Below are 20,964 nucleotides of genomic sequence, written 5' to 3'. Positions count from 1 at the left end.
GATGAAACAACGCCTGAGCGAGAGCGAAGCCGCCGTCAACCTGACTGTCCCTTCAGCCCCTGCGCGCAGGCTGCCGCTGCTCTACCGCGCCCTCATCAGTCGCCTGGAACAGGCGGAGGTCTCCCGCCTGCGACTGGTACTGCCCGATGGCCGCGAGCTGGCATTGGGGCAGACCCGCGACGGCGTCCCCCTGCCCCGGCTCAGAATCCGCCGCGCTAAGGCGTTACTGCGGGGTTGGTTCGGCGGCCTGACCGGCTGGGCCGAGGGTTTTATGGCCGACGACTGGGCGTGCGACGACCTGGTGGCCCTGACCGACTGGGCGATGGCCAACGAAGCGGCGCTGGACCGGGCCTTTGCCGGCTCCTGGCTGGCGACAGCGGTCAATCGACTGCTGCACCGGCTCAATGCCAATACCCGTCGCGGCAGCCGGCGCAATATCGCCTACCACTATGACCTGGGCAACGACTTCTACCGCCTCTGGCTCGACCCCTCCATGACCTACTCCTCGGCCCTCTTCGCCACCCCCGATGAGCCCCTGGAGCTGGCCCAGCAGCGCAAGTACCGGCGCATTCTGCAGCTGCTGGCGCCCCAGCCCCGGGACCGGGTGCTGGAGATCGGCTGCGGCTGGGGCGGCTTCGGGGAGGCCCTGCTCAGGGACCACGACAGCCACTGGTACGGCGTGACCCTCTCTCAGGAGCAGTTGGCCTGGAGCCGCGAGCGCCTCGCCTCCTTTGGTGAACGCGCCCGCTGCAGCCTGACCGACTACCGGGACCTGCAGCAACGCTACGACGGCATCGTCTCCATCGAGATGCTCGAAGCGGTGGGGGAAGCCAACTGGCCGCTCTATTTTCAGCGCCTGCGGCAGCTCCTCAAGCCGGGCGGCAGGGCGGTGGTCCAGGTGATCACCATCGATGACGCCCGTTTTGAGACCTACCGTCGCGGCAGTGACTTCATTCAACGCTACATTTTCCCCGGCGGCATGCTGCCCTCCCCCTCGCGCATGCGCGAACAGATTCAAGGCGCGGGCCTGCGGCTGCTGCACGAAGAGGGCTTCGGCGCCGATTACGCCCGCACCCTGGCCCATTGGCACCGGGCCTTTGTCGAGGCCTGGCCGCGCATTCGGAAACAGGGCTTCGATGAGCGCTTCTACCGGCTCTGGCGCTACTACCTGGCTTACTGCGAGAGCGGCTTTCGCGCCGGCTCCATCGATGTCCGCCTCTACCAGATCGGCACTGAGTCCTAGCCAGCGCTGGAGTTACGCCCTGCCGGCGGTGGCCATGGCCCTGCCGACCCTGCCGCTGTACGTGCTGCTGCCGGTCTATTACGCCGAGACCACGACACTGGGCCTCGCCGAGGTGGGCACCTGGCTGATGTTCGCCCGCCTGCTCGATGTCGCCAGCGACGCCTTCGCCGCGAGGCTCTGCGACCGCCCCCTGGGACGCGCCGGACGCAAGGGCTGGCTGGTGCTGGGTGCGCTGATCCTGGCCCCCGGCCTGGTGGGGCTCAGCATCCCGCCAGCAGATGCCGGCGGGCTCTGGCTGCTGGGCTTCAGCAGCCTGCTCTTTACCGGCTGGACCCTGGTCCAGGTGCCCTACACGGCCTGGCTGGCGAGCCTGGGCAACAGCAACCAGGAGCGCCTGCAACTGAGCACCCTGCGCGAAGGCGCCGGCATGGTGGGGCTGGTGCTCTCGGCCCTGTGGCCGGCGCTGGGCGGCTGGCTGCAGTGGAGCCAGCAGCAGATTTTCTTTTCCCTGTGCCTGGCCACCCTGGGCTGGGGCGCCCTCAGCCTCAGCGCCATGCTGCGCCTCCTGCCCTCACCCCGCCCCCGGTTTGAGCGGTACGACTGGCGAGCCCTGTTTCGCCTGGCGCCGCAACGACGGCTGCTCGCGGTCTGGTGGCTGAACGGGCTGGCCAACGCCGTGGCGGCGGTCCTGTTTCCCCTGATGATCACCCATTGGCTGGGGCTGGCGGAGACCCAGCGGGGCGTTTTCCTGTTGCTTTACTTCTGCGCCGGGCTGGCGTTTCTCCCGCTATGGCGGCGGCTGGCCCGCAGACACTCCCAGCCCCGGGTCTGGTGCAGCGCCATGGGGCTGGCCATCGCCGCGTTCGCCCTGCTGCCCCTGCTCCCCGCCGACCCGGCTATCTATGCCCTGGTGGTACTGATAACCGGCGCCACCCTGGGCGCCGACCTGGCCCTGCCCCACAGCATTCAGGCCCAGGTGGTGCGCTGGGAAGAAGCCCAGACCGGCCGCCACCAGCCGGCCCTGCACTACGCCGGCGCGAGCCTGGTGATCAAGCTCTCGCTGGCTGTGGGGGTGGGGCTGGGCCCTCTCCTGCTGAACCTCACAGGCTGGGAGGAGGGCGCAACCACCCAGCGCGAATCAGCCCTTGTCGCCTTGGCGGTGATCTACGCCTGGCTGCCCTGCGTAGTAAAAGGTATGGCGGTCTCGCTCATGTGGGGTTTTAACCTGGCGGGGTCCGCCGCCCCGACCACCGCGCCTCAGGCGCAGACAAGGGAGGCGCACCGTCCGTGAAAGCGCTACTGACCGCCATCGCGTTAACATTCCTTCTAGGGTGCAGCGACATGAACATCAGGCAGTTCGAGGGCCAGCAACCGCTGTTCAAGCCGGAAACCTACTTTCAGGGAAAAACCTGGGCGTGGGGCGTGTTTGAAGACCGCTTCGGCAACCTTAAACGCCAGTTCCAGGCAGAAATTCAAGGCGACTGGGATGGACAGACGCTGACCCTGGACGAGCACTTTGTCTACAGCGACGGCGAGACCGAGCAACGCATCTGGCGCATCGTGCGGGGCGACGACAACCTTTACACGGGCACCGCCGGCGACGTGGTCGGCGAGGCCCGGGGACAGACCGCGGGCAACGCCTTTCAGTGGCGCTACCAGCTTAACCTGCCGGTGGGCGAAAACCACTGGGTGGTCAATTTCAATGACTGGCTCTGGCTGCAGCCCGGCGGGGTGGTGGTGAGCCGCACCTCGGTGACCAAGTGGGGCCTGGAGCTTGGCACCCTGACGGTCTTCTTCAGCAAGCGGGGACCGGCTTCATGAGCCCAAGACTGCTCGCAGCGCCCCTCGTGCTGGGCCTGTTACTGGGTGCAGGTCACGCCTGGTCAGCGCCGCAGCAACCCGAATCTGCATCACCCCATCCTTGGCGCGACCTCTACGGCGACGCCCTGATCTTCGATGTGCTGCGCGATGGCAAAGCGGTGGGACGTTACGAAACCCGCTTTCACGGAGACGATCGGCAGTGGCGCGTCGAGGCGCGGATGGAGCTGGATGTGCGCTGGCTGCTCTGGCGGTTCTCGTTCCGCTACCAGGGGATCGAGCGCTGGCGCGACGGCCGGCTCGAGACGCTGGAGGTGCGCATCGACGAGGACGACGACACCCGCCGCCATCTTTTCACCCGCCAGGGCCAGTGGCTGCATTCCAGCGACGGCGAAAAGATCCGGCTGCCGGTGCTGCCCACCCACCATTACGATGCGGCGGTGGTGAACAGCGAACGGGTGGTCAACACCCTCACCGGCGAGGTCAACCAGGTAGACGTGGAACCGGTCGGACGGGAAATGCTGGAGGCCGAAGGGCGGCGTCTCGAAGCCATGCGCTACCGTTACCGGGGCGAGCTCGACAACACCGACGTCTGGTACGACCGGAAAGGACGCTGGGTCGGACTCAGTTTTCTGGACAAGAAGGGGGTGGAAGTCACCTTCCGCTGCCGACGCTGCGGACAGGGAACCTAACTTGAGGCTGGGCTTAGAGACAACAACCATGAAGCACGAGGGATCCGATACCCCCAGACCCGTCGCCTGGATCACCGGCGCCAGCCAGGGCATCGGCGCGGCCCTGAGCCTGGAGCTGGCACGACGGGGCTGGCGGGTCGCCGCCAGCGCCCGCAGTGAAGAGAAGCTGGCGGCCCTGGCCCGTCACAGCGAGGCGCCGCCCGGTGCCATTCGCCCCTATCCACTGGACGTGCTGGATCCCGCGGCCTGCCTCCACACCATCGAGCAGATCGAGCGCGACTGGGGCCCGGTGGGGCGGGCGGTGCTCAACGCCGGCACCCATCGACCGATGACTGCCGCCGACTTTGACCGTGAAGCCTTCTACGAGCTGCTTGAGCTCAACGTGATGGGCACCGTCAACAGCCTGCAGCCGCTGCTGCAATCGATGCGCCGGCGCCAGCACGGGCAGATAGCGGTAGTGGCCTCGCTGGCCGGCTACCGGGGACTTCCGACTGCCAGCGCCTACGGCGCCAGCAAGGCGGCGCTGATCAACCTCTGCGAGTGCCTGCGACCGGAGCTGGCCCGGGATGGCGTGAAGCTGCAGGTGATCAACCCCGGCTTTGTCAAAACACCGCTCACCGATCGCAACACCTTTCCCATGCCCTTTCTGATCGAGGCCCCGCAAGCCGCCCGCCACATCGCCCGGGGGCTCGACCAGTCCCGGTTTGAGATACGCTTTCCGCGCCGCTTCGCCTTGATAATGGGGCTGCTGCGCCACCTGCCCTATCCCGCCTACTTCGCCATCACACGGCGCATGCTGGAGGACTGAGCATGGCCAACGACAGCCAGCGCGCCGGCCTGGAAGCCTATATCAAACTCTTCAACCGCCTGGAGCAGGGTTGCGAGGGGCTCGAGGCCTGCGTCACCGAGGACGTCCATTTCAGCGATCCGTTTCACCAACTGGAGGGACGTCAGCCACTGGCCGATTACCTGGCATTTTTTGCCCGCCAGGTGGAAACCCCCCGCTTTCGAATTCGCTACCGGGGCTGGGACGGGGATGTCTGTTTATTGCGCTGGCAGTTCAGCGGCCAGCTGCGGGGCCAACCCTGGAGTTTCCCCGGCGTCAGCGAGCTGCATTTTACCGAGGACGGCAAGGTCCGCGCCCATATCGACCACTGGGACGCAGCCAGCCACTTTTACCAGCGGCTGCCGCTGCTCGGCAGCCTGATCCGGCTGATCGCGCGACGCCTCAAGCCCTGAGCAAACCCTCAAAAAACCATGAATATCTTTATCCTGGATCTTGAGATCGAGCCTTGCGCCCGCTACCACTGCGACCAGCACGTGGTGAAGATGATCCTCGAGCAGGTGCAGATTCTCTGCACCGCCCTGCACCACCACGGCTTCACGCCCCCCTACCGCCCCACCCACGACAAGCACCCCTGCGTGCGCTGGGCCGCCGAGTCCTACGACAACATGCGCTGGCTCAGGGCGCTCACTGAAGCCTTGAACCGGGAGTATCGCTACCGCTACCGGAAGGAGCGGGATCACGCTTCCATGAAGGTGCTGCAAGAGGTCAGCCGGTTTCGAATCGAATCTCAGGGACTGACCCCCTTCGCCCAGGCCATGCCCGAGACCTATCGCCAGCCGGGCGACCCGGTGGCGGCCTACCGCGCCTTCTACCGCCATGAGAAAGCCGCCTTCGCCCGCTGGACCCGGCGTGCAGCGCCGGCGTGGATGCAGACGTCGCTGACGTCGGCTATCAGGAAATCGGTCGTTTAACCGCCCCCGGCCAGCGCCGGCACAGCCAGGCAAAACCAAAGCCGATGACGATGCCCACGCCATTGGCGGCCAGATCCAGCCACTCGCCGTAGCGGTTGGCCCAGGGCTGGGCCAGTTCGATCAGCCCGCTCCAGCCCCAGAACGACAGCAGCCAGAGACCCCAGGCGCGGGGACGGGCCAGCGCGGCCGGAAAGGCAACCGCCGCGTAGGCAATCAGGTGGTGGGTTTTGTCGCTGCCCGGCACCGGCGGCAGGCTGTCCAGGGGCCAGAGCGAAAGCAGGGTAACGGTGCTTAATAGCAGTAGGCTGCAGGCGCACCAATGACGCCCAATGAAAGAGAAAAGAGCTCGCATAACCCGTGTCCCAGATCGTGAAGGAGCGATAATAGCGGCTCTTACAGCTTTTCCCAAAAGGGGCTGCTCAACCTATGAAGCCCCCTCCTATCTGGAAGGGGGGACCGCCCGCCCTTTACCCGTTACAGCGCCCGGGTCTGAATCAGGGATCACTGCTGGCGATATCGAACTCGTCCAGGGCACGGTGCCACGCCTCCAAGTACGCTTCAAACCCATCGACCTCACCGCGAATCCGGTAATAGACACCGGTTTCAAACGCATTCTGGGCGCTGGCCTCGGGATCCAGCTCAGCCAGCCCCTCGATCAACCCGCTGCTCAGCTCAGGTTCGGCAAAGCTCGCCGCCAGAAGGCCCTGACGATCGCAGGTGCGCTGGTACAGCGCCTGGTCATCGTGCATATCCACGATCAGGCGCACCAGCCCAGGCGACAGCGCAGGTCCGGCACTCTCCAGGGTCAGTTCAGCCGGGTCCTGGTAGTTGAACATGAACGCCGGCAGGCGACTGTAACCGCAGGCGTAGAGCAGGCCGTAACCCAGGCTGTACTGGTGAAGGAATTGAGTCGCGTGCTCCCGGCTGCCCTCGAAGGGCACGCCCGGCTCCGCAAAAGCGAAGCTGCTGGCGCAGCAGAGCGCCAGCAGCGGACAGTTGAGACAGCGAGCCGGAGACGCTTCACACGATCTCAAGACGGGCTTGATGATCGCCATGGCGTGTCTCCCTGGACGCATCCCGCGCCCGGTTTAAAGCCCCCCTAGAGCTGGTTACGTAATCCGAGGGGGGCGGGGTAGGGTTCTAAATAACGTTGCGCCTGAATGTAATCACTGCCGCAACGACGTACGTAGTGGCTGATCAAGGTCAGCGGCGTGGCCAGGTTCACCTCGCCACGGCGGTACTGCTCGATCACGCCCATGATGTCGCGGCGGGTGGCACCGTCCAGCGCGCGCTTGAGGTATCCCAGTATATGCAGCAGCACGTTGCAGTGACTGCGACGGGTCGCAGGCTTTGCAAGCGCCGCCATAAAACGCTTCTTGTAGGCGGCCTGCAGCGTCCCGATGTCCGCCTCCTTGCCCGCCTGCGCCAGCAGGCGCCCCAGAGCGCGGTACTCCTGCTGGTTGTGGGCCATCAGGATATATTTATAGTCCCGGTGAAAGCCCATCAGGCGCCCCAGCGAAGGGGCGTCCTCCACCACCCGACGGAAGTGGTGGTGGGCAAACACGCGCAGAATGAAGTTTTCCCGCAACCTCGCGTCGTTCAGCCGCCCCTCTTCCTCCACCGGCAGATCCGGGAATCGCTGGCGCAGGGCGGCGGTGAACAGCCCTTGCGTGCGCTCGGTGTGGGGATACCCGTTGTCGCGGTACACCTTGATACGCTCCAGGCCACAGCTGGGCGAGTTCTTCATCAGTATATATCCGTCCAGCCCGGCCAGCCCCTCAATCTTGTCTGCAACCGCCGTTTTGAAGCGGTCGGTCACGTCCTTCGAAGCGTCGTTGGAAAACACCATCCGCGGATCGGAGGGGTCGCCGGTCAGGCGCAGGGTCGGGCGCGGGACACCGAACCCCGCCTCCAGCTCGGGACAAAAGGCGCGGTAGTCAAAGTGGCGGCTCAACTCGCCCAGGCAGAGCCGTGACTGGCTGTGCCCACCGTTGTAGCGAACCGGCTTACCCAGCAGGCAGGCGCTGATGCCAACCGGGATTTTATCTCCGCCCTGGGGTGAAGCATCAAGGTTGCGGGTGGCAATGGTCTTCATGGTCAGCATCCTCTCGAGGTTATTCTGTCCGTACCGCGTTTACCCCTGAATACGCCCGAGCCTTTCCGCCGGATCACTTTTGCCGCTGCAATGCGGCCGGGCCGGAGGCTCCGGCGTGAAACTGCAGAGCCTCGCGGCGACAAGAGCGTCCCACGGGCGCGCCCGGACATTCCAGTGTGAACGAGCCATTGGCGCTCTGCCGACTTCAACGGTACCCTGAGCGGTGCCGCAGCTGACGTACGGCACAATAACGGGAGCACTATACGGATGGATGTTCTGAACCAAGGGCGCCTAACCCCAGACGATGGGCGTCGCGATCAATGAAAGGGGCACTGGACGGGTTTCGGGTACTGGACCTGAGCCGTATCCTGGCTGGCCCCTGGGCGACCCAGATGCTGGCCGACTGCGGCGCCGAGGTGATCAAGATCGAGCGCCCCGGCAGCGGCGACGATACCCGCGGCTGGGGACCGCCCTACATGGGTGATGGCGAGGGCGATGCCGCTTACTTCCATTGCGCCAACCGTGGCAAACAGTCACTGGCGGTGGACATCACCCATCCCGAGGGGCAGGCGCTGGTCCACCAGTTGGCCCGGGAAGTGGATGTGGTGGTGGAAAATTTCAAGGTGGGGGCGCTGAAGCGCTACCACCTGGACTACGCCAGTCTGAAAGCCACCAACCCGCGGCTGGTGTACTGCTCCATCACCGGCTTCGGCCAGAGCGGTCCCTACCGGGAGAGAGCGGGCTACGACTTCATGATCCAGGCCATGGGCGGCTTGATGAGTGTCACCGGCGAGCCGGATGGCCAGCCCACCAAGGTCGGCGTCGCCCTGACCGACGTGATGACAGGGCTCTACGCCTGCAACGCGATTCAGGCGGCCCTGCTCCACCGCGAACGCCACGGTGTAGGCCAGCATATCGACCTGGCGCTGCTGGACGTGCAGGTGGCCACCCTTGCCAACCAGGCCATGAATTACCTCGCCAGCGGCGAAGCGCCCGGTCGCCTGGGCAATGCCCACCCCAATATCGTTCCTTACCAGGCGTTCGCCACCGCCGACGGTTACATCGTGCTGGCGGTCGGCAACGACACCCAGTTTGCCCGGTTCTGCGAGCTGGCGGGAGAGCCCGGCTTAGCGCGCCGCGCGGAATTTGCCACCAACCGCGATCGGGTCCGCCACCGCCAGGCGCTGGTGCCCATTATCGAGCAGCTGGTGCGCCGCCAGAACAGCGCCTGGTGGCTGGAGCAGCTTTCCCGGCAGGGGGTCCCCTGCGGCCCCATCAACACCCTGGACCAGGTCTTTGCCGATCCCCAGGTCCAGCACCGCCAGATGCGCCTGGAGCTTGTGAAAGACGACGGCAGCCGCAGCCCCTCCGTGGCCAACCCGGTCAAATTTTCCGCCACGCCGATTGAATACCGCGGTCCGCCGCCCGCCCTGGGCCAGCACAGTGACCAGGTCCTGCGCGAGCTGCTGCACTTTGACGATGATCGAATAACAGCCCTGAAAAACAAGGGTGTCGTGGCCTGAGCGGCCCAGAAGATGAGGAAAACAACCATGCAACTGAGCGATTCCGCCCTGCTCAAACAGCAGGCCTATATCAACGGCGAATGGGTAGACGGCGCCGCGGGGGCAACCCTGGCCGTCACCAACCCGGCCAACGGCGAGACCCTGACCCGGGTCGCCGATATCGATGCCGCCGGCACCCGCGCCGCCATCGAGGCAGCCGAACGGGCCCTGCCGGCCTGGCGGGCGAAGACCGCCAAGGAGCGCGCGGCGCTGATGCGACGCTGGTACGAGCTGATCATCGCCGCCAAGGACGACCTGGCGATGATCATGACCTGCGAGCAGGGCAAGCCCCTGTTCGAGTCCGCCGGCGAAGTCATGTACGGCGCCTCCTTTATCGAGTGGTTTGCCGAGGAGGGCAAGCGCATCTACGGCGACGTGATCCCCAGCCACGCCAGCGACAAACGCATCCTGGTAACCAAGGAGCCGGTGGGGGTGGTGGCCGCCATCACCCCCTGGAACTTCCCCAACGCCATGATCGCCCGCAAGGCGGCCCCGGCCCTGGCCGCCGGCTGCAGCATCGTGGTCAAACCCGCCAAAGAGACCCCGCTATCGGCCCTGGCCCTGGCTGAGCTGGCCCACCGCGCCGGCATTCCCGAGGGAGTGATCAACGTCGTCGTGGGCTCTGACTCCAGCGCTATCGGCGCCGAACTGACCGGCCACCCGGCGGTGCGCAAATTCACCTTCACCGGCTCCACGGCGGTAGGCAAGGTGCTGCTCAAGCAGTGCGCCGACACGGTCAAGAAGACGTCCATGGAGCTGGGCGGCAATGCCCCCTTTATCGTCTTTGACGATGCGGACCTGGATGCCGCAGTGGAAGGGGCACTGGTCTCCAAGTACCGCAACGCGGGCCAGACCTGCGTCTGCGCCAACCGGATCCTGGTGCAGGAGAGCGTCTACACCCGCTTTGTCGAGAAGCTAACGGCCCGGGTCGCCGAGTTCCAGGTCGGCCCCGGCCTGAAGGAAGGCACCCTGATCGGCCCGCTGATCAACCCGGGCGCGGCGAAAGATGTCCACACCCTGGTCCAGGATGCTCTCGACAAGGGGGCCGAGGCCGTCATCGGCGGCGCGCCGGGCGCGCAAGGCGAGTGCTTCTACCAGCCCACCGTGCTGACCGGCGCCACCCCTGAGATGCGGGTGTTCCGCGAGGAGATTTTCGGCCCCGTCGCGCCGGTGTTCGCCTTCAAGGACGAGGCCGAGGCCATCGCCATGGCCAACGATACCGAATACGGCCTGGCCGCCTACTTCTATGCCCGGGACCTGGGCCGGGTGTGGCGGGTCATGGAAGGGCTGGAGTACGGCATGGTAGCGGTCAACGAGGGGATTCTCTCCACCGAGATCGCCCCCTTCGGCGGGGTCAAGGAGTCCGGCACGGGCCGCGAGGGCTCCAAGTACGGCATCGAAGACTACATCGAGATGAAGTACGCCCTGATCGGCGGCATCCAGAGCTGATGCGTGGGCGGTGACGGTTCGCGTCCGAGGTAAACGCTTGCGATGGACCTGAGCCTGGCCGCCCCTGATCCGCTGCTCTTTGCGCTGCTGGTGCTGCTGGGGGGCACGGCCGGCTTTATCAGTTCCATCGCCGGCGCCGGAGGAGTGCTGGTGCTGCCGATGCTGCTGACCCTGGGCCTGCCCCCGGGTCTGGCCCTGGGCACCAACAAGCTGCAGAGCGTCTTCGGCACCGCCTCCTCGGCCTGGAATTTCTTTCGCAAGGGGCAGATTCGACTGCCCGGCATGGGCCCCGCCATCGCCTGCGCCCTGCTGGGCGCCGCGCTGGGCACCAGCGCCGTGCAACGGGTCGATCAGCAGCAACTGGCGACCCTGCTGCCCCTGCTCCTGATCGGCGTCGCCCTCTACCTGCTGTTCTCCCCCCGGGTCGGCGACATCGACCAGCAGCCGCGCCTGGGCGAGCGCAGCTTTGCCCTCAGCGCTGCGCTGGGCATCGGCTTCTACGGCGGATTTTTCGGCCCGGGCATGGGCTCCCTGTTCGCCGCCGCCTTCGTCGGCCTGCGGGGGTTCAACCTGGTGCGCGCCACCGCCCATACCAAGGTGCTGGTGCTGGCCACCAACGTCTGCTCGCTGGCCCTGTTCGTCGCGACCGGCCAGGTGGCCTGGTTGGTCGGGCTGGCCATGGCGCTGGGACAGGTGCTGGGTGCCCGGCTGGGCTCCAACCTGGTGATCAGTCGCGGCACCCGCCTGGTCAAGCCGCTGATTATCCTTGCAACCCTTGCCCTGGCCGGGCGGCTGCTCTGGCAGAGCCTGGCCAGCGGGTAATCGACCTGGAGCTCAGGAGAGCAGCTCGCGCGGCAAGGCGCTGTAGCTGCAGATCCAGTGGGGGTAGAGGCGGGCGGAATGGCGGGGAATGTTGGACTCCACGAGAAAACTCTGCACCCCGGTATCGGAGCACTGCTTCTCGACCACCACGTATTCGCGGCCCGGGCTGAGCAGCTCCACGCCCGCTTCGATGATGGCGTCCTCGACCAGAATCTGGTCGCCCACGGCGATTTCACGCCACAGAAAATCGGCCTCGATCATCACATCTGAGAAGTCTCGCTGGTACATAATCCACCTCCGTGCTGATCGAACCCTGAGTCTTACTATAACCAAAAGGGTGTGGCGCTGCGCAATCCCCAATACCCTTCAACAGACACCGGGAGCAGGCGCGAGTGCCATCGAGCCGGGCAATCGTCACCCTCCCCCGGCCCCACTGTACCGCTGAACACCTTGTCGCCGTGCCCGTATAAGGCAGGATCCCCGGTATCAACGACAGGGTCCCGGCCAGCAAAACGCAGCGGCTGCTGGCCGGCGGCGGCACCGGCCTTCGGGTCAACTGACGCGGCGCGAGACAGGGATAGCGATCCACACGCCATGCCGATACGGGCAAGAGCAACAAAAAAAGCCGGCGCGGGGGGCTCCCGGCCGGCCTTTGCCAAACGCACTTTCGATTTAGTTAGAGGTGGCGTACCTGGTCGATTTCGTACTCGACGGCGCCGTTGGGGGTCTTGACCACCACCACCTCACCCTCTTCCTTGCCGATCAGGGCGCGGGCGATGGGCGAATTGACCGACACCTTCTTCTCCTTGAGATCCGATTCGTCGTCACCGACGATCTGGTAGGTCACTTCCTCGTCGGTATCCAGGTTGATCAGGTCCACGGTGGTACCGAAAATCACCTTGCCGCTGTGGGGAATCAGGGTGACGTCGATGACCTGGGCCCCGGCCAGCTTGCTCTCGATCTCCTTGATCCGACCCTCGGCAAAGCCCTGCTGTTCACGGGCGGCATGGTACTCCGCGTTCTCTTTCAGGTCGCCGTGCTCGCGGGCCTCGGCGATGGCCTGGATGATGCGGGGACGCTCCACGCTCTTGAGATGCTTGAGCTCGGCGCGCAGCTTCTGCTCACCGTGCACGGTCATGGGAATCTTACTCATTGGGTAACACCTGCATGCAAATCCTGTAGTCGACGAACTGTCTTTTCCTCACCGAATTGCAGCGCCTGGACTTCCGCCTCGGCACCGGCAAGGGTGGTGGTGTAAGGGATCTTGTGCTGCAGCGCCGAGCGGCGGATGGCCGCCGAATCGGCGATGGCGCGACGTCCCTCGGTGGTGTTTACCACGTAGACGATTTCGTCATTCTTAATCATATCGACAATGTTAGGCCGACCTTCGGTCACCTTGTTCACCCGACCTGAGGTGATGCCGTTCTCGGCCAGCAGCTTATGGGTACCTTCGGTGGCCACCAGCTCAAAGCCCAGCTCGACCAGGTCGCGGGCAACGCTCACGACCCCGGCTTTGTCCACGTCCCGGACGCTGATGAAGGCCTTGCCCGGCGCCGGAAGAACTTCGTTGGTGCCCACGTGGGCCTTGGCGAAAGCTTCGCCAAAGGTAGCGCCGACCCCCATCACCTCACCGGTGGATTTCATCTCCGGGCCGAGAATCGGGTCGACACCGGGGAACTTGTTGAAGGGGAAGACCGCCTCTTTGACACTGTAGTAGGTGGGCACGATCTCGCGGGTAAAGCCCTGCGCCTCCAGGCTGACGCCGGCCATCACCCGGGCGGCGATCTTGGCCAGAGAGGCGCCGATGCACTTGGAGACGAAGGGCACGGTGCGCGAAGCGCGGGGATTCACCTCGATCACGTAGATCTCGCCGTCCTGATAGGCCAGCTGGGTGTTCATCAGCCCCACCACGCCCAGCTCCAGGGCCATGGCGGCGACGATCTCGCGCATCTGGTCCTGCACTGCAGCGTCCAGGTTGTAGGGCGGCAGCGAACAGGCCGAGTCACCGGAGTGAACGCCGCACTGCTCGATGTGCTGCATGATGGCGCCGATCACCACCCGCTCGCCGTCGCAGACGGCGTCGATGTCCACCTCGATGGCGCTGGAGAGGAAGCGATCCAGCAGCACCGGGGCGTCGTTGGAGACCATTACCGCCTCGTTCATGTAGCGACGCAGCTCCTTCTCCTTGTAGACGATCTCCATGGCCCGGCCACCCAGCACGTAGGAGGGGCGCACCACCAAGGGGTAGCCAATCTGCTCGGCCTTGACCACGGCCTCCTCCAGGGAGCGCACGGTGGCGTTTTGCGGCTGCTTGAGCTCCAGCTTCTGGATCATCTGCTGGAACTGCTCCCGGTCCTCGGCCCGGTCGATGGCTTCAGGGGTGGTGCCGATAATGGGTACGCCCGCCTGCTCCAGGGCCACCGCCAGCTTGAGCGGGGTCTGGCCGCCGAACTGGACGATCACGCCCTTGGGCTTCTCCACCTCGACGATGGCCAGCACGTCCTCCAGGGTCACCGGCTCGAAGTAGAGACGGTCGGAGGTGTCGTAGTCGGTGGAGACGGTCTCGGGGTTACAGTTGACCATGATGGTTTCAAAGCCGTCCTCACGCATGGCCAGCGCCGCGTGCACACAGCAGTAGTCAAACTCGATGCCCTGGCCGATCCGGTTGGGGCCGCCCCCCAACACCATGATCTTGTCGCGCGCAGACGGGTTGGCCTCGCACTCCTCCTCGTAGGTGGAGTACATGTAGGCGGTGTCGGTGGCGAACTCGGCGGCGCAGGTGTCGACCCGCTTGTAGACCGGGCGCACCCCCAGGCTCTGGCGGCGCTTGCGGAACTCCTTCTCGGACACGCCCAGCAGCTTGGCCAGGCGGGCATCGGAGAAGCCCTTGCGCTTGAGGGCGAAGACCCGCTCCTCGTTCAGCTCGTGCAAGCCCAGCTTGGCGACGGCGGCCTCCTCGGCGATCAAATCCTCCACCTGCACCAGGAACCAGGGGTCGATGCCGCTGATCTGGTAGATGCGCTCCACGCTCATGCCGTAGCGGAAGGCATCGCCCAGGTACCAGATGCGGTCTGCCCCGGGGTTCTTCAGCTCACGGACCAGAATGTCCTCGGCATCCTCGGCGTCCAGGTCCAGGATCGGATCAAAGCCGTCCACACCCACCTCCAGGCCGCGCAACGCCTTATGCATGGACTCCTGCAGGGTGCGGCCGATGGCCATGACCTCACCCACGGACTTCATCTGGGTGGTGAGGCGGTCGTTGGCCTGGGGGAACTTCTCAAAGGCGAAGCGGGGAATCTTGGTGACCACGTAATCGATGGCCGGCTCAAAGGAGGCCGGGGTGCGACCGCCGGTGATGTCGTTCTGCAGCTCGTCCAGGGTGTACCCGACGGCCAGCTTGGCCGCCACCTTGGCGATGGGGAAGCCGGTGGCCTTGGAGGCCAGGGCCGAGGAGCGGGAAACCCGCGGGTTCATCTCGATCACCACCAGGCGCCCGGTCTTGGGGTCCATCCCGAACTGCACGTTGGAGCCCCCGGTCTCGACGCCGATCTCGCGCAGCACCGCCAGGGAGGCGTCGCGCATGATCTGGTACTCCTTGTCGGTGAGAGTCTGGGCCGGGGCTACGGTGATGGAATCGCCGGTATGCACACCCATGGCGTCGAAGTTCTCGATGGAGCAGACGATGATGCAGTTGTCGTTCTTATCGCGAACCACCTCCATCTCGTACTCTTTCCAGCCGATCAGGGACTCGTCGATCAGCAGCTCGTTGGTGGGCGAAAGCTCCAGCCCACGCTCGCAGATCTCGACGAACTCCTCCTTGTTGTAGGCGATACCGCCGCCGGAGCCGCCCATGGTGAACGAGGGACGGATGATACAGGGGAAGCCCAGCTGGGCCTGTACCTGCAGCGCCTCTTCCAGGCTGTGAGCGATGGCGGCGCGGGGGCACTCCAGGCCGATGGACTTCATCGCCTGGTCGAAACGGTCGCGATCTTCCGCCTTGTCGATGGCATCGGCCGTGGCGCCGATCATCTCGACGCCGTACTCCTCGAGCACGCCCTCGCGGGCCAGGTCCAGGGCGCAGTTAAGCGCGGTCTGCCCGCCCATGGTGGGCAGAATGGCGTCGGGGCGTTCCTTGGCGATGATCTTGGCCACGGTCTTCCAGTTAATCGGCTCGATGTAGGTGGCATCGGCCATGGCCGGGTCGGTCATGATGGTGGCGGGGTTGGAGTTCACCAGGATGACGCGGTACCCCTCCTCCCGCAGCGCCTTGCAGGCCTGGGCACCGGAGTAGTCGAATTCACAGGCCTGGCCGATGACGATGGGGCCGGCCCCGAGGATCAGAATGCTTTGAATGTCTGTACGCTTTGGCATGGTTACAAAACCGGATCTTGAGGTTCTATTCGGCGCGGCAGCGCTCATCGCTTGCCGCGCATCCCAGGGTCGAGCGGCTAGCGCCGGGCCTTCATCAGTTCGATAAAGCGATCGAACAGGGGCGCCACGTCACGGGGACCGGGGCTCGCTTCCGGGTGCCCCTGGAAGCTGAAGGCCGGTTTATCGGTGCGCTCGATGCCCTGCAGGGAACCGTCGAACAGGGACTTGTGGGTGGGCCGGAGGGTCGCGGGCAGGCTCTCTTCAGCCACCGCGAAGCCGTGGTTCTGGCTGGTGATCATCACGGTGCCGTCGTCCAGGTTCTGCACCGGGTGGTTGGCGCCGTGGTGACCGAACTTCATCTTCTCGGTCTTGGCGCCGCTGGCCAGGGCCAGCAGCTGGTGGCCCAGGCAGATCCCGAACACCGGCAGCTCGGTCTCCAGCACCTGCTGAATCGCTTCGATAGCATAGGTGCAGGGCTCCGGGTCACCGGGTCCGTTGGAGAGGAAAACCCCGTCGGGGTTCATCGCCAGCACCTCGCTGGCCGGGGTCTGGGCCGGCACCAGAGTGAGCCGGCAACCCCGCTCCACCAGCATCCGCAGGATGTTGCGCTTGCAGCCGTAGTCATAGGCCACCACGTGGTAGGGCTGCTCGCCCTCGGGAGTGGTGTGGCCCTGTCCCAGTTGCCAGGTGCTCTCGGTCCAGGAAGTGGTCTGGGCGGTGGTCACCTCTTTGGCCAGATCCATCCCCTTGAGCCCCGGAAAGGCCTTGGCCGCGGCCAGCGCCTGGGCCTCATCGACCGTCTCACCGGCGATGATGCAGCCGTTCTGGGCGCCTTTCTCCCGCAGGATCCGGGTCAGGCGGCGGGTATCGATATCGGCGATACCGACGATGTTGTGATCCTTGAGGTACTGGTCCAGGCTCTTTTCGTTACGCCAGCTGCTGGCCAGCAGGGGCAGGTCGCGGATAACAAGGCCGGCGGCATGCACACTGTCAGACTCTTCGTCTTCGCTGTTGGTGCCGGTGTTGCCGATATGGGGGTAAGTCAGGGTGACAATCTGCCGGGAATAGGAAGGGTCGGTAAGAATCTCCTGATAACCGGTCATGGAGGTGTTGAACACCACCTCGCCGCTGGTCTGCCCGTCGGCCCCGATAGCCTTGCCCTTAAAGATACTTCCATCGGCCAAGGCCAGAATGGCTGTCTTACTCAATGTCGCCCCCTCCATTTACCTGCAAAAACCCGACTGCTATCTGCAAAAAAGCGAGATGCGAACCTGTGAGTCGCATCCCGCTTTTTATCGATCCTTTCTCGAACCACTTTACTGTGGCCAAACTGGCGGTATGTTACAGCAAAGGCGCCGCCTTATCCATCTTTAGTCGCTGTTTAAGTGTCTAAAAGCCAAGCAAATATTGACCGTTCGGATGAAAAAAGACCGCCTGAAAAGGCGGCCTTTTAACCGTAGGCAGGCGCTCGCTACTCCTCCACTTTACCTTTCACGTCGGCCTCGACCCGACGATTGAGGGCGCGCCCTTCGGCAGTGGCGTTATCGGCAACAGGCTGCGTCTCACCGTAGCCGACCGCCCGGAGCTGGCCGCGATCGACATCGTAGTTTTCGACCATGTAATCCACCACGGCCTGCGCCCGCTTCTCCGACAGCTGCATGTTGTAATCAGCGTCACCGACACTGTCGGTATGACCATTGATATGCACGCGGATATTGGGATTGGACTTGAGCACATGGGCCAGGGCCTGCATCTGCAACGTCTGGGCCGAGCTGACTTCCGCCGAGTTGTTGCCGAAGGTGACCCGCAAATTCACGGAGACACTCTTGAACTTCGGTATGGGGCAACCCTTGGCATCCACTTCCACACCGCTGCGGGTGCCGGGGCAGCTGTCTTTGCTGTCCACCACGCCGTCGCCGTCGCTGTCGCGCTCACAGCCGCGGCTGTCTACCGGCGTCCCCGCCGGCGTATTGGCGCACTGGTCGCTGCTGTCCACGACGCCGTCATTATCGCTGTCCAGTTCGCAGCCGCGACTGTCCACCCGGGTCCCCGGGGGGGTGTTGGCGCACTGGTCGATATCGTCCGTCACCCCGTCACCGTCGGCGTCCTTGGGCAGGATGACGTCACAGCCTTCAATCTGGGTTCCCTCGAACCAGCTGGAGGTCCTGACACAGTCACCGTCGCTGTTCTTGACATACTTCCCGTCGGAATTATGCCAATACGCGCAGTGCTCAGGGTTTTCATCGCAGGAGCCATGGGCCCATACAGTTGCGGGAAGCGCCATGCAGGCAGCGACCGACGAGGCTAGCAGTAGCTTTCTCATTACAGATCTCCTTGTAGATACGATCGGATGCCAGCCCTTGCAGCCAACACCCGCGACATATACTTCTGCAATTCTGCCCTCGTGCTCCCGCGATATTGTGAGAGGGAGGGGTGCGCCAAGCGCAACATCAGTGATGATGTTATAGACGCCGCCCTATAGAAACACAAAAAATTCAAGGAAGATCAATGGCCGACGAGCGTCGGCCGAAAGGAACGGTTCGCGGGGTCAGCGCAGCCCGAGTACATCCTGCATATCAAACAGGCCACGCTCATGCTGGCGCAGCCATTCCGCGGCCCGCACGGCCCCCTTGGCGAAGGTCATGCGACTGCTGGCCTTGTGGGTAATCTCTACCCGCTCACCCTCGGTGGCGAACAGCACGGTGTGATCCCCCACCACGTCGCCGGCCCGAATGGTTTCAAACCCGATTTCGGTGGCCGTGCGCGGCCCAATCTGACCTTCGCGCCCGTAAACGGCGCACGCGTTCAGATCCCGCCCCAGGGCATTAGCCACCACCTCGCCCAGGCGCAGGGCGGTCCCGGAAGGCGAATCCACTTTATGCCGGTGGTGCGCCTCGATCACCTCGATGTCGTAGCCCTCCCCCAAAACCCGCGCGGCCAGATCCAACAGTTTGAAACACAGGTTGACGCCAACGCTCATGTTCGGGGCAAAGACCACGCCGATCTTTTCAGCCGCCTGGGCGATCAGCGCTTTCTGGGCCTCGTCAAAACCGGTGGTCCCGATCACCAGCTTCTTGTTGTGGCGGGCGCACCAGTCGAGGTTCTTCAAGGTCAGGTCGATGGTGGTGAAGTCGATGAGCACATCGAACTGGTCGGCCACCGCATCCAGGCTGCCGACGGTCTTGATCCCCAGCTTACCGACGCCGACCACCTCGCCGATATCGGCCCCCAGCAGGCTGCTCGCCGGGTTGATCACGGCAGCCCCGAGACTGACGCCTTCGGCCTCCAGTACGGCCTGCACCAAGTTCTTACCCATGCGTCCGGCGGCCCCGGTAATCGCGATGCGCGTCATGCCCTACCCCTTATCAACGCTGAAAGCCGCCCATTATAGACAGAACCGGCAGTTGCGAGAACCGAACCCTCTGCTAACCTCAAACTATTACCCCGCAACCCCTTGTAAGCTGGTGCCTTTCGATCGCCAAACCCGGCAATCAAAGGGTCCTAGCCTGAAGCCCAGGAGAAACCTATGAAAGCCCTTATCCGCGTGTTGATTTTCGCTTTTGTCTTTACCCCACTGAGCCTGACCCATGCCGCGCCGGTCAGCTCCCAGGCCCTGCTGGGCGAAATCGCGCCGCCGCAACTCAGCGAGCTGCAGTCCGCCCTTCAGGATCAGCAGATCCGCGACCAGCTAATTGAGCGCGGAGTCGATCCGGCCCAGCTCGAACAGCGTCTGGCCACACTGACCCCCCAGGAGTTGCAGACCCTCAACGCACAGATCGATGAACTCCCCTCCGGTGGCCTCCTCGGCGCCCTGGTGCTGATCTTTATCGTCCTTATCATTACCGACGCCATCGGCGCCACGGATGTGTTCAACTTTGTCGACCCGGTTTAAACCCTGGCTGACGGCGGCGCTGCTGAGCCTGGCAGCGCTGTCCGGTTGCACCAGCGCCCCCCAGACCACCCAGCTGCTAGCAACTCCCGACCCGAACCGGGCCCTCGCGGTCGCGTTGGACGAGGTGCCTTTTTTCGCCCAGGAAGAATACCAATGCGGCCCCGCCGCCCTGGCCATGACGTTGAGCGCCAGCGGCATTCACACCCGCCCCGAGGCGCTGGTGGAACAGGTTTACCTCCCCGCCCGCAAGGGCAGCCTGCAACCGGAAATGCTGGCCAGCGCACGTCGGGCAGGCCGACTCCCCTATGCCCACCCACCGCGCCTTAAAGCACTGCTGGCGACCCTGGATGCCGGATATCCGGTGCTGGTATTGCAGAACTTAGGGCTGGACAGCCTGCCGCACTGGCATTATGCCGTCCTCATCGGCTACGACCTGAATACCGCCACCGTACGCCTGCACTCGGGCGTCACCCAGGCGATGACCCGTCCGATGGACCTATTTGAGCAGACCTGGCGCAGGGGCGGCTACTGGGCCATCAGCCTGCTTGATCCGGCCCACGTGCCGCCCTCTCACCTGGAACCAAAACGCTACCTCAAGGCCGCCCTGGAACTGAACCAGGCAGGTCTTCAGCATCAGGCCGAGCAAGCCCTGGCCAGCGCCACCGAAGCCTGGCCGCAATCCCCGCTACCCTGGCTGCTGAGCGGCAATCAGCTCCACGCCCGGGGACGCTATCCCGAGGCCGAGGCCGCGTTTCGCCGCGCGCTCGATACCGACCCACAGCAAGCGCCGGCTTGGAACAACCTCGCCTACAGCCTCGCCGCCCAAGGGTGCGTCAACCAGGCTCGAGAAGCCGCCGCCTGCGCCGTGCAGCTCGCCCCTGATTCAGACAATTTCAAAGCCAGCCTGGCGGAGATGGCGGGACTTTCGCAGCCGCCGGTAGCCCAATGCCTATCGATCGCCTGCCCCACGCCGGCTAGCAGCCAACGTCAGGCGCAATAAGCCCTAGCCCGCATTTTTCATGAACCTTCGGCTGGGCGTCGGATTTTGGTGATTCGGGCTTGATGGCCCTATTTGGCGGCTTTCTGGGCCAATATTGGCCCATTTTCAGCCCTGCAGACACAGCGCCCCCTTTCCCCCCATTCGTGCAAGCCGGGGGCGCTCGCCACCACTACCCCGGCGAAAGGGTTTGGGTCAGGCGGATAAATTCCTGCTGATCGGGACAATGCTCGTTGAGGAGGAAGCGGATGCGCCGGGTGTTGCG

General features: G+C 64.6%; 21 protein-coding genes. 12 read left to right on the top strand and 9 right to left on the bottom strand.

Features of this window, described 5'->3' with window-relative positions; genetic code table 11:
• Position 1 precedes the first annotated feature (1 nt).
• From JGZ97_RS08970 to JGZ97_RS08940, 7 genes are read left to right on the top strand one after another with little or no spacing between them, the layout of a single operon-like run.
• The gene (locus tag JGZ97_RS08970; protein WP_207062292.1) at positions 2-1,243 is read left to right on the top strand and encodes a cyclopropane-fatty-acyl-phospholipid synthase family protein; all 1,242 of its coding nucleotides are present in this window, start codon (positions 2-4) and stop codon (positions 1,241-1,243) included.
• Positions 1,209-2,534 carry an MFS transporter gene (locus JGZ97_RS08965; RefSeq protein WP_207062291.1) on the top strand — a complete coding sequence of 442 codons (1,326 nt, stop codon included), beginning with the start codon at positions 1,209-1,211 and terminating at the stop codon, positions 2,532-2,534. Before JGZ97_RS08970 ends, JGZ97_RS08965 begins: the two co-directional genes overlap by 35 nt.
• Positions 2,535-2,584: 50 nt before the next feature.
• Positions 2,585-3,064: a DUF3833 domain-containing protein gene (locus JGZ97_RS08960; protein ID WP_207062290.1), complete on the top strand. Its 480-nt coding sequence runs from the start codon at positions 2,585-2,587 to the stop codon at positions 3,062-3,064.
• Positions 3,061-3,753, top strand: a complete 693-nt coding sequence (locus tag JGZ97_RS08955) for a DUF6134 family protein (protein WP_207062289.1) — start codon at positions 3,061-3,063, stop codon at positions 3,751-3,753. The genes JGZ97_RS08960 and JGZ97_RS08955 overlap by 4 nt, the downstream gene beginning before the upstream one ends.
• A gap of 28 nt (positions 3,754-3,781) precedes the next feature.
• Entirely contained in the window at positions 3,782-4,561 is a 780-nt protein-coding gene (locus tag JGZ97_RS08950; protein ID WP_207062288.1) for an SDR family oxidoreductase, read from the top strand.
• Between the two features lie 2 nt (positions 4,562-4,563).
• Entirely contained in the window at positions 4,564-4,992 is a 429-nt protein-coding gene (locus JGZ97_RS08945; protein WP_207062287.1) for a nuclear transport factor 2 family protein, read from the top strand.
• An 18-nt stretch (positions 4,993-5,010) separates the two neighbouring features.
• Entirely contained in the window at positions 5,011-5,511 is a 501-nt protein-coding gene (locus JGZ97_RS08940; RefSeq protein ID WP_207062286.1) for a pyrimidine dimer DNA glycosylase/endonuclease V, read from the top strand.
• Here the strand turns inward: JGZ97_RS08940 and JGZ97_RS08935 are convergent.
• The 3 genes from JGZ97_RS08935 to JGZ97_RS08925 all read right to left on the bottom strand — a co-directional run bounded on the left by JGZ97_RS08935 (position 5,492) and on the right by JGZ97_RS08925 (position 7,606).
• Positions 5,492-5,863 carry a hypothetical protein gene (locus JGZ97_RS08935; protein ID WP_207062285.1) on the bottom strand — a complete coding sequence of 124 codons (372 nt, stop codon included), beginning with the start codon at positions 5,861-5,863 and terminating at the stop codon, positions 5,492-5,494. The genes JGZ97_RS08940 and JGZ97_RS08935 overlap by 20 nt on opposite strands.
• A gap of 142 nt (positions 5,864-6,005) precedes the next feature.
• Positions 6,006-6,566 carry a hypothetical protein gene (locus tag JGZ97_RS08930; protein WP_207062284.1) on the bottom strand — a complete coding sequence of 187 codons (561 nt, stop codon included), beginning with the start codon at positions 6,564-6,566 and terminating at the stop codon, positions 6,006-6,008.
• 44 nt (positions 6,567-6,610) lie between these two features.
• Positions 6,611-7,606, bottom strand: coding sequence for a DUF523 and DUF1722 domain-containing protein (locus JGZ97_RS08925; protein ID WP_207062283.1), 996 nt, complete (start codon positions 7,604-7,606; stop codon positions 6,611-6,613).
• A gap of 320 nt (positions 7,607-7,926) precedes the next feature.
• Between JGZ97_RS08925 and JGZ97_RS08920 the strand changes: the two genes are divergently transcribed.
• Genes JGZ97_RS08920 through JGZ97_RS08910 form a run of 3 tightly spaced genes read left to right on the top strand, consistent with a single transcriptional unit; the run spans position 7,927 to position 11,439 of the window.
• Positions 7,927-9,129 carry a CaiB/BaiF CoA-transferase family protein gene (locus JGZ97_RS08920; protein ID WP_207062282.1) on the top strand — a complete coding sequence of 401 codons (1,203 nt, stop codon included), beginning with the start codon at positions 7,927-7,929 and terminating at the stop codon, positions 9,127-9,129.
• Between the two features lie 27 nt (positions 9,130-9,156).
• Entirely contained in the window at positions 9,157-10,617 is a 1,461-nt protein-coding gene (locus JGZ97_RS08915; protein WP_242521649.1) for an NAD-dependent succinate-semialdehyde dehydrogenase, read from the top strand.
• Between the two features lie 42 nt (positions 10,618-10,659).
• Positions 10,660-11,439, top strand: coding sequence for a TSUP family transporter (locus JGZ97_RS08910; RefSeq protein ID WP_207062280.1), 780 nt, complete (start codon positions 10,660-10,662; stop codon positions 11,437-11,439).
• Between the two features lie 12 nt (positions 11,440-11,451).
• On the opposite strand, the gene JGZ97_RS08905 is transcribed toward JGZ97_RS08910, so the two are convergent.
• The 6 genes from JGZ97_RS08905 to dapB form a co-directional block, all read right to left on the bottom strand.
• Positions 11,452-11,727, bottom strand: a complete 276-nt coding sequence (locus JGZ97_RS08905; RefSeq protein WP_207062279.1) for a hypothetical protein — start codon at positions 11,725-11,727, stop codon at positions 11,452-11,454.
• 388 nt (positions 11,728-12,115) lie between these two features.
• The gene (gene greA / locus JGZ97_RS08900; protein ID WP_207062278.1) at positions 12,116-12,592 is read right to left on the bottom strand and encodes a transcription elongation factor GreA; all 477 of its coding nucleotides are present in this window, start codon (positions 12,590-12,592) and stop codon (positions 12,116-12,118) included.
• On the bottom strand, positions 12,589-15,810 hold the full coding sequence (gene carB / locus JGZ97_RS08895) for a carbamoyl-phosphate synthase large subunit (RefSeq protein ID WP_207062277.1): 3,222 nt from the start codon (positions 15,808-15,810) through the stop codon (positions 12,589-12,591). The genes greA and carB overlap by 4 nt, the downstream gene beginning before the upstream one ends.
• Positions 15,811-15,887: 77 nt before the next feature.
• Positions 15,888-17,018 carry a glutamine-hydrolyzing carbamoyl-phosphate synthase small subunit gene (gene carA, locus JGZ97_RS08890; RefSeq protein WP_207062276.1) on the bottom strand — a complete coding sequence of 377 codons (1,131 nt, stop codon included), beginning with the start codon at positions 17,016-17,018 and terminating at the stop codon, positions 15,888-15,890.
• 263 nt (positions 17,019-17,281) lie between these two features.
• A complete protein-coding gene (locus tag JGZ97_RS08885; RefSeq protein ID WP_207062275.1) occupies positions 17,282-18,133 on the bottom strand; it encodes an OmpA family protein in 852 nt (283 codons plus the stop codon).
• 225 nt (positions 18,134-18,358) lie between these two features.
• On the bottom strand, positions 18,359-19,162 hold the full coding sequence (gene dapB / locus JGZ97_RS08880; RefSeq protein WP_207062274.1) for a 4-hydroxy-tetrahydrodipicolinate reductase: 804 nt from the start codon (positions 19,160-19,162) through the stop codon (positions 18,359-18,361).
• A 174-nt stretch (positions 19,163-19,336) separates the two neighbouring features.
• Between dapB and JGZ97_RS08875 the strand changes: the two genes are divergently transcribed.
• Both JGZ97_RS08875 and JGZ97_RS08870 read left to right on the top strand, forming a co-directional pair.
• Positions 19,337-19,702: a PA2779 family protein gene (locus JGZ97_RS08875; RefSeq protein ID WP_207062273.1), complete on the top strand. Its 366-nt coding sequence runs from the start codon at positions 19,337-19,339 to the stop codon at positions 19,700-19,702.
• Positions 19,686-20,702, top strand: coding sequence for a PA2778 family cysteine peptidase (locus tag JGZ97_RS08870; protein ID WP_207062272.1), 1,017 nt, complete (start codon positions 19,686-19,688; stop codon positions 20,700-20,702). Before JGZ97_RS08875 ends, JGZ97_RS08870 begins: the two co-directional genes overlap by 17 nt.
• Positions 20,703-20,964: the final 262 nt, after the last annotated feature.

Origin of the sequence: Motiliproteus sp. SC1-56 (assembly GCF_017309075.1) — a bacterium.
Classification (GTDB): Bacteria; Pseudomonadota; Gammaproteobacteria; order Pseudomonadales; family Balneatricaceae; genus Motiliproteus.
The sequence above is the reverse complement of the archived record's forward strand: the minus strand, read 5'-3'. Positions and strand labels throughout refer to the sequence as shown.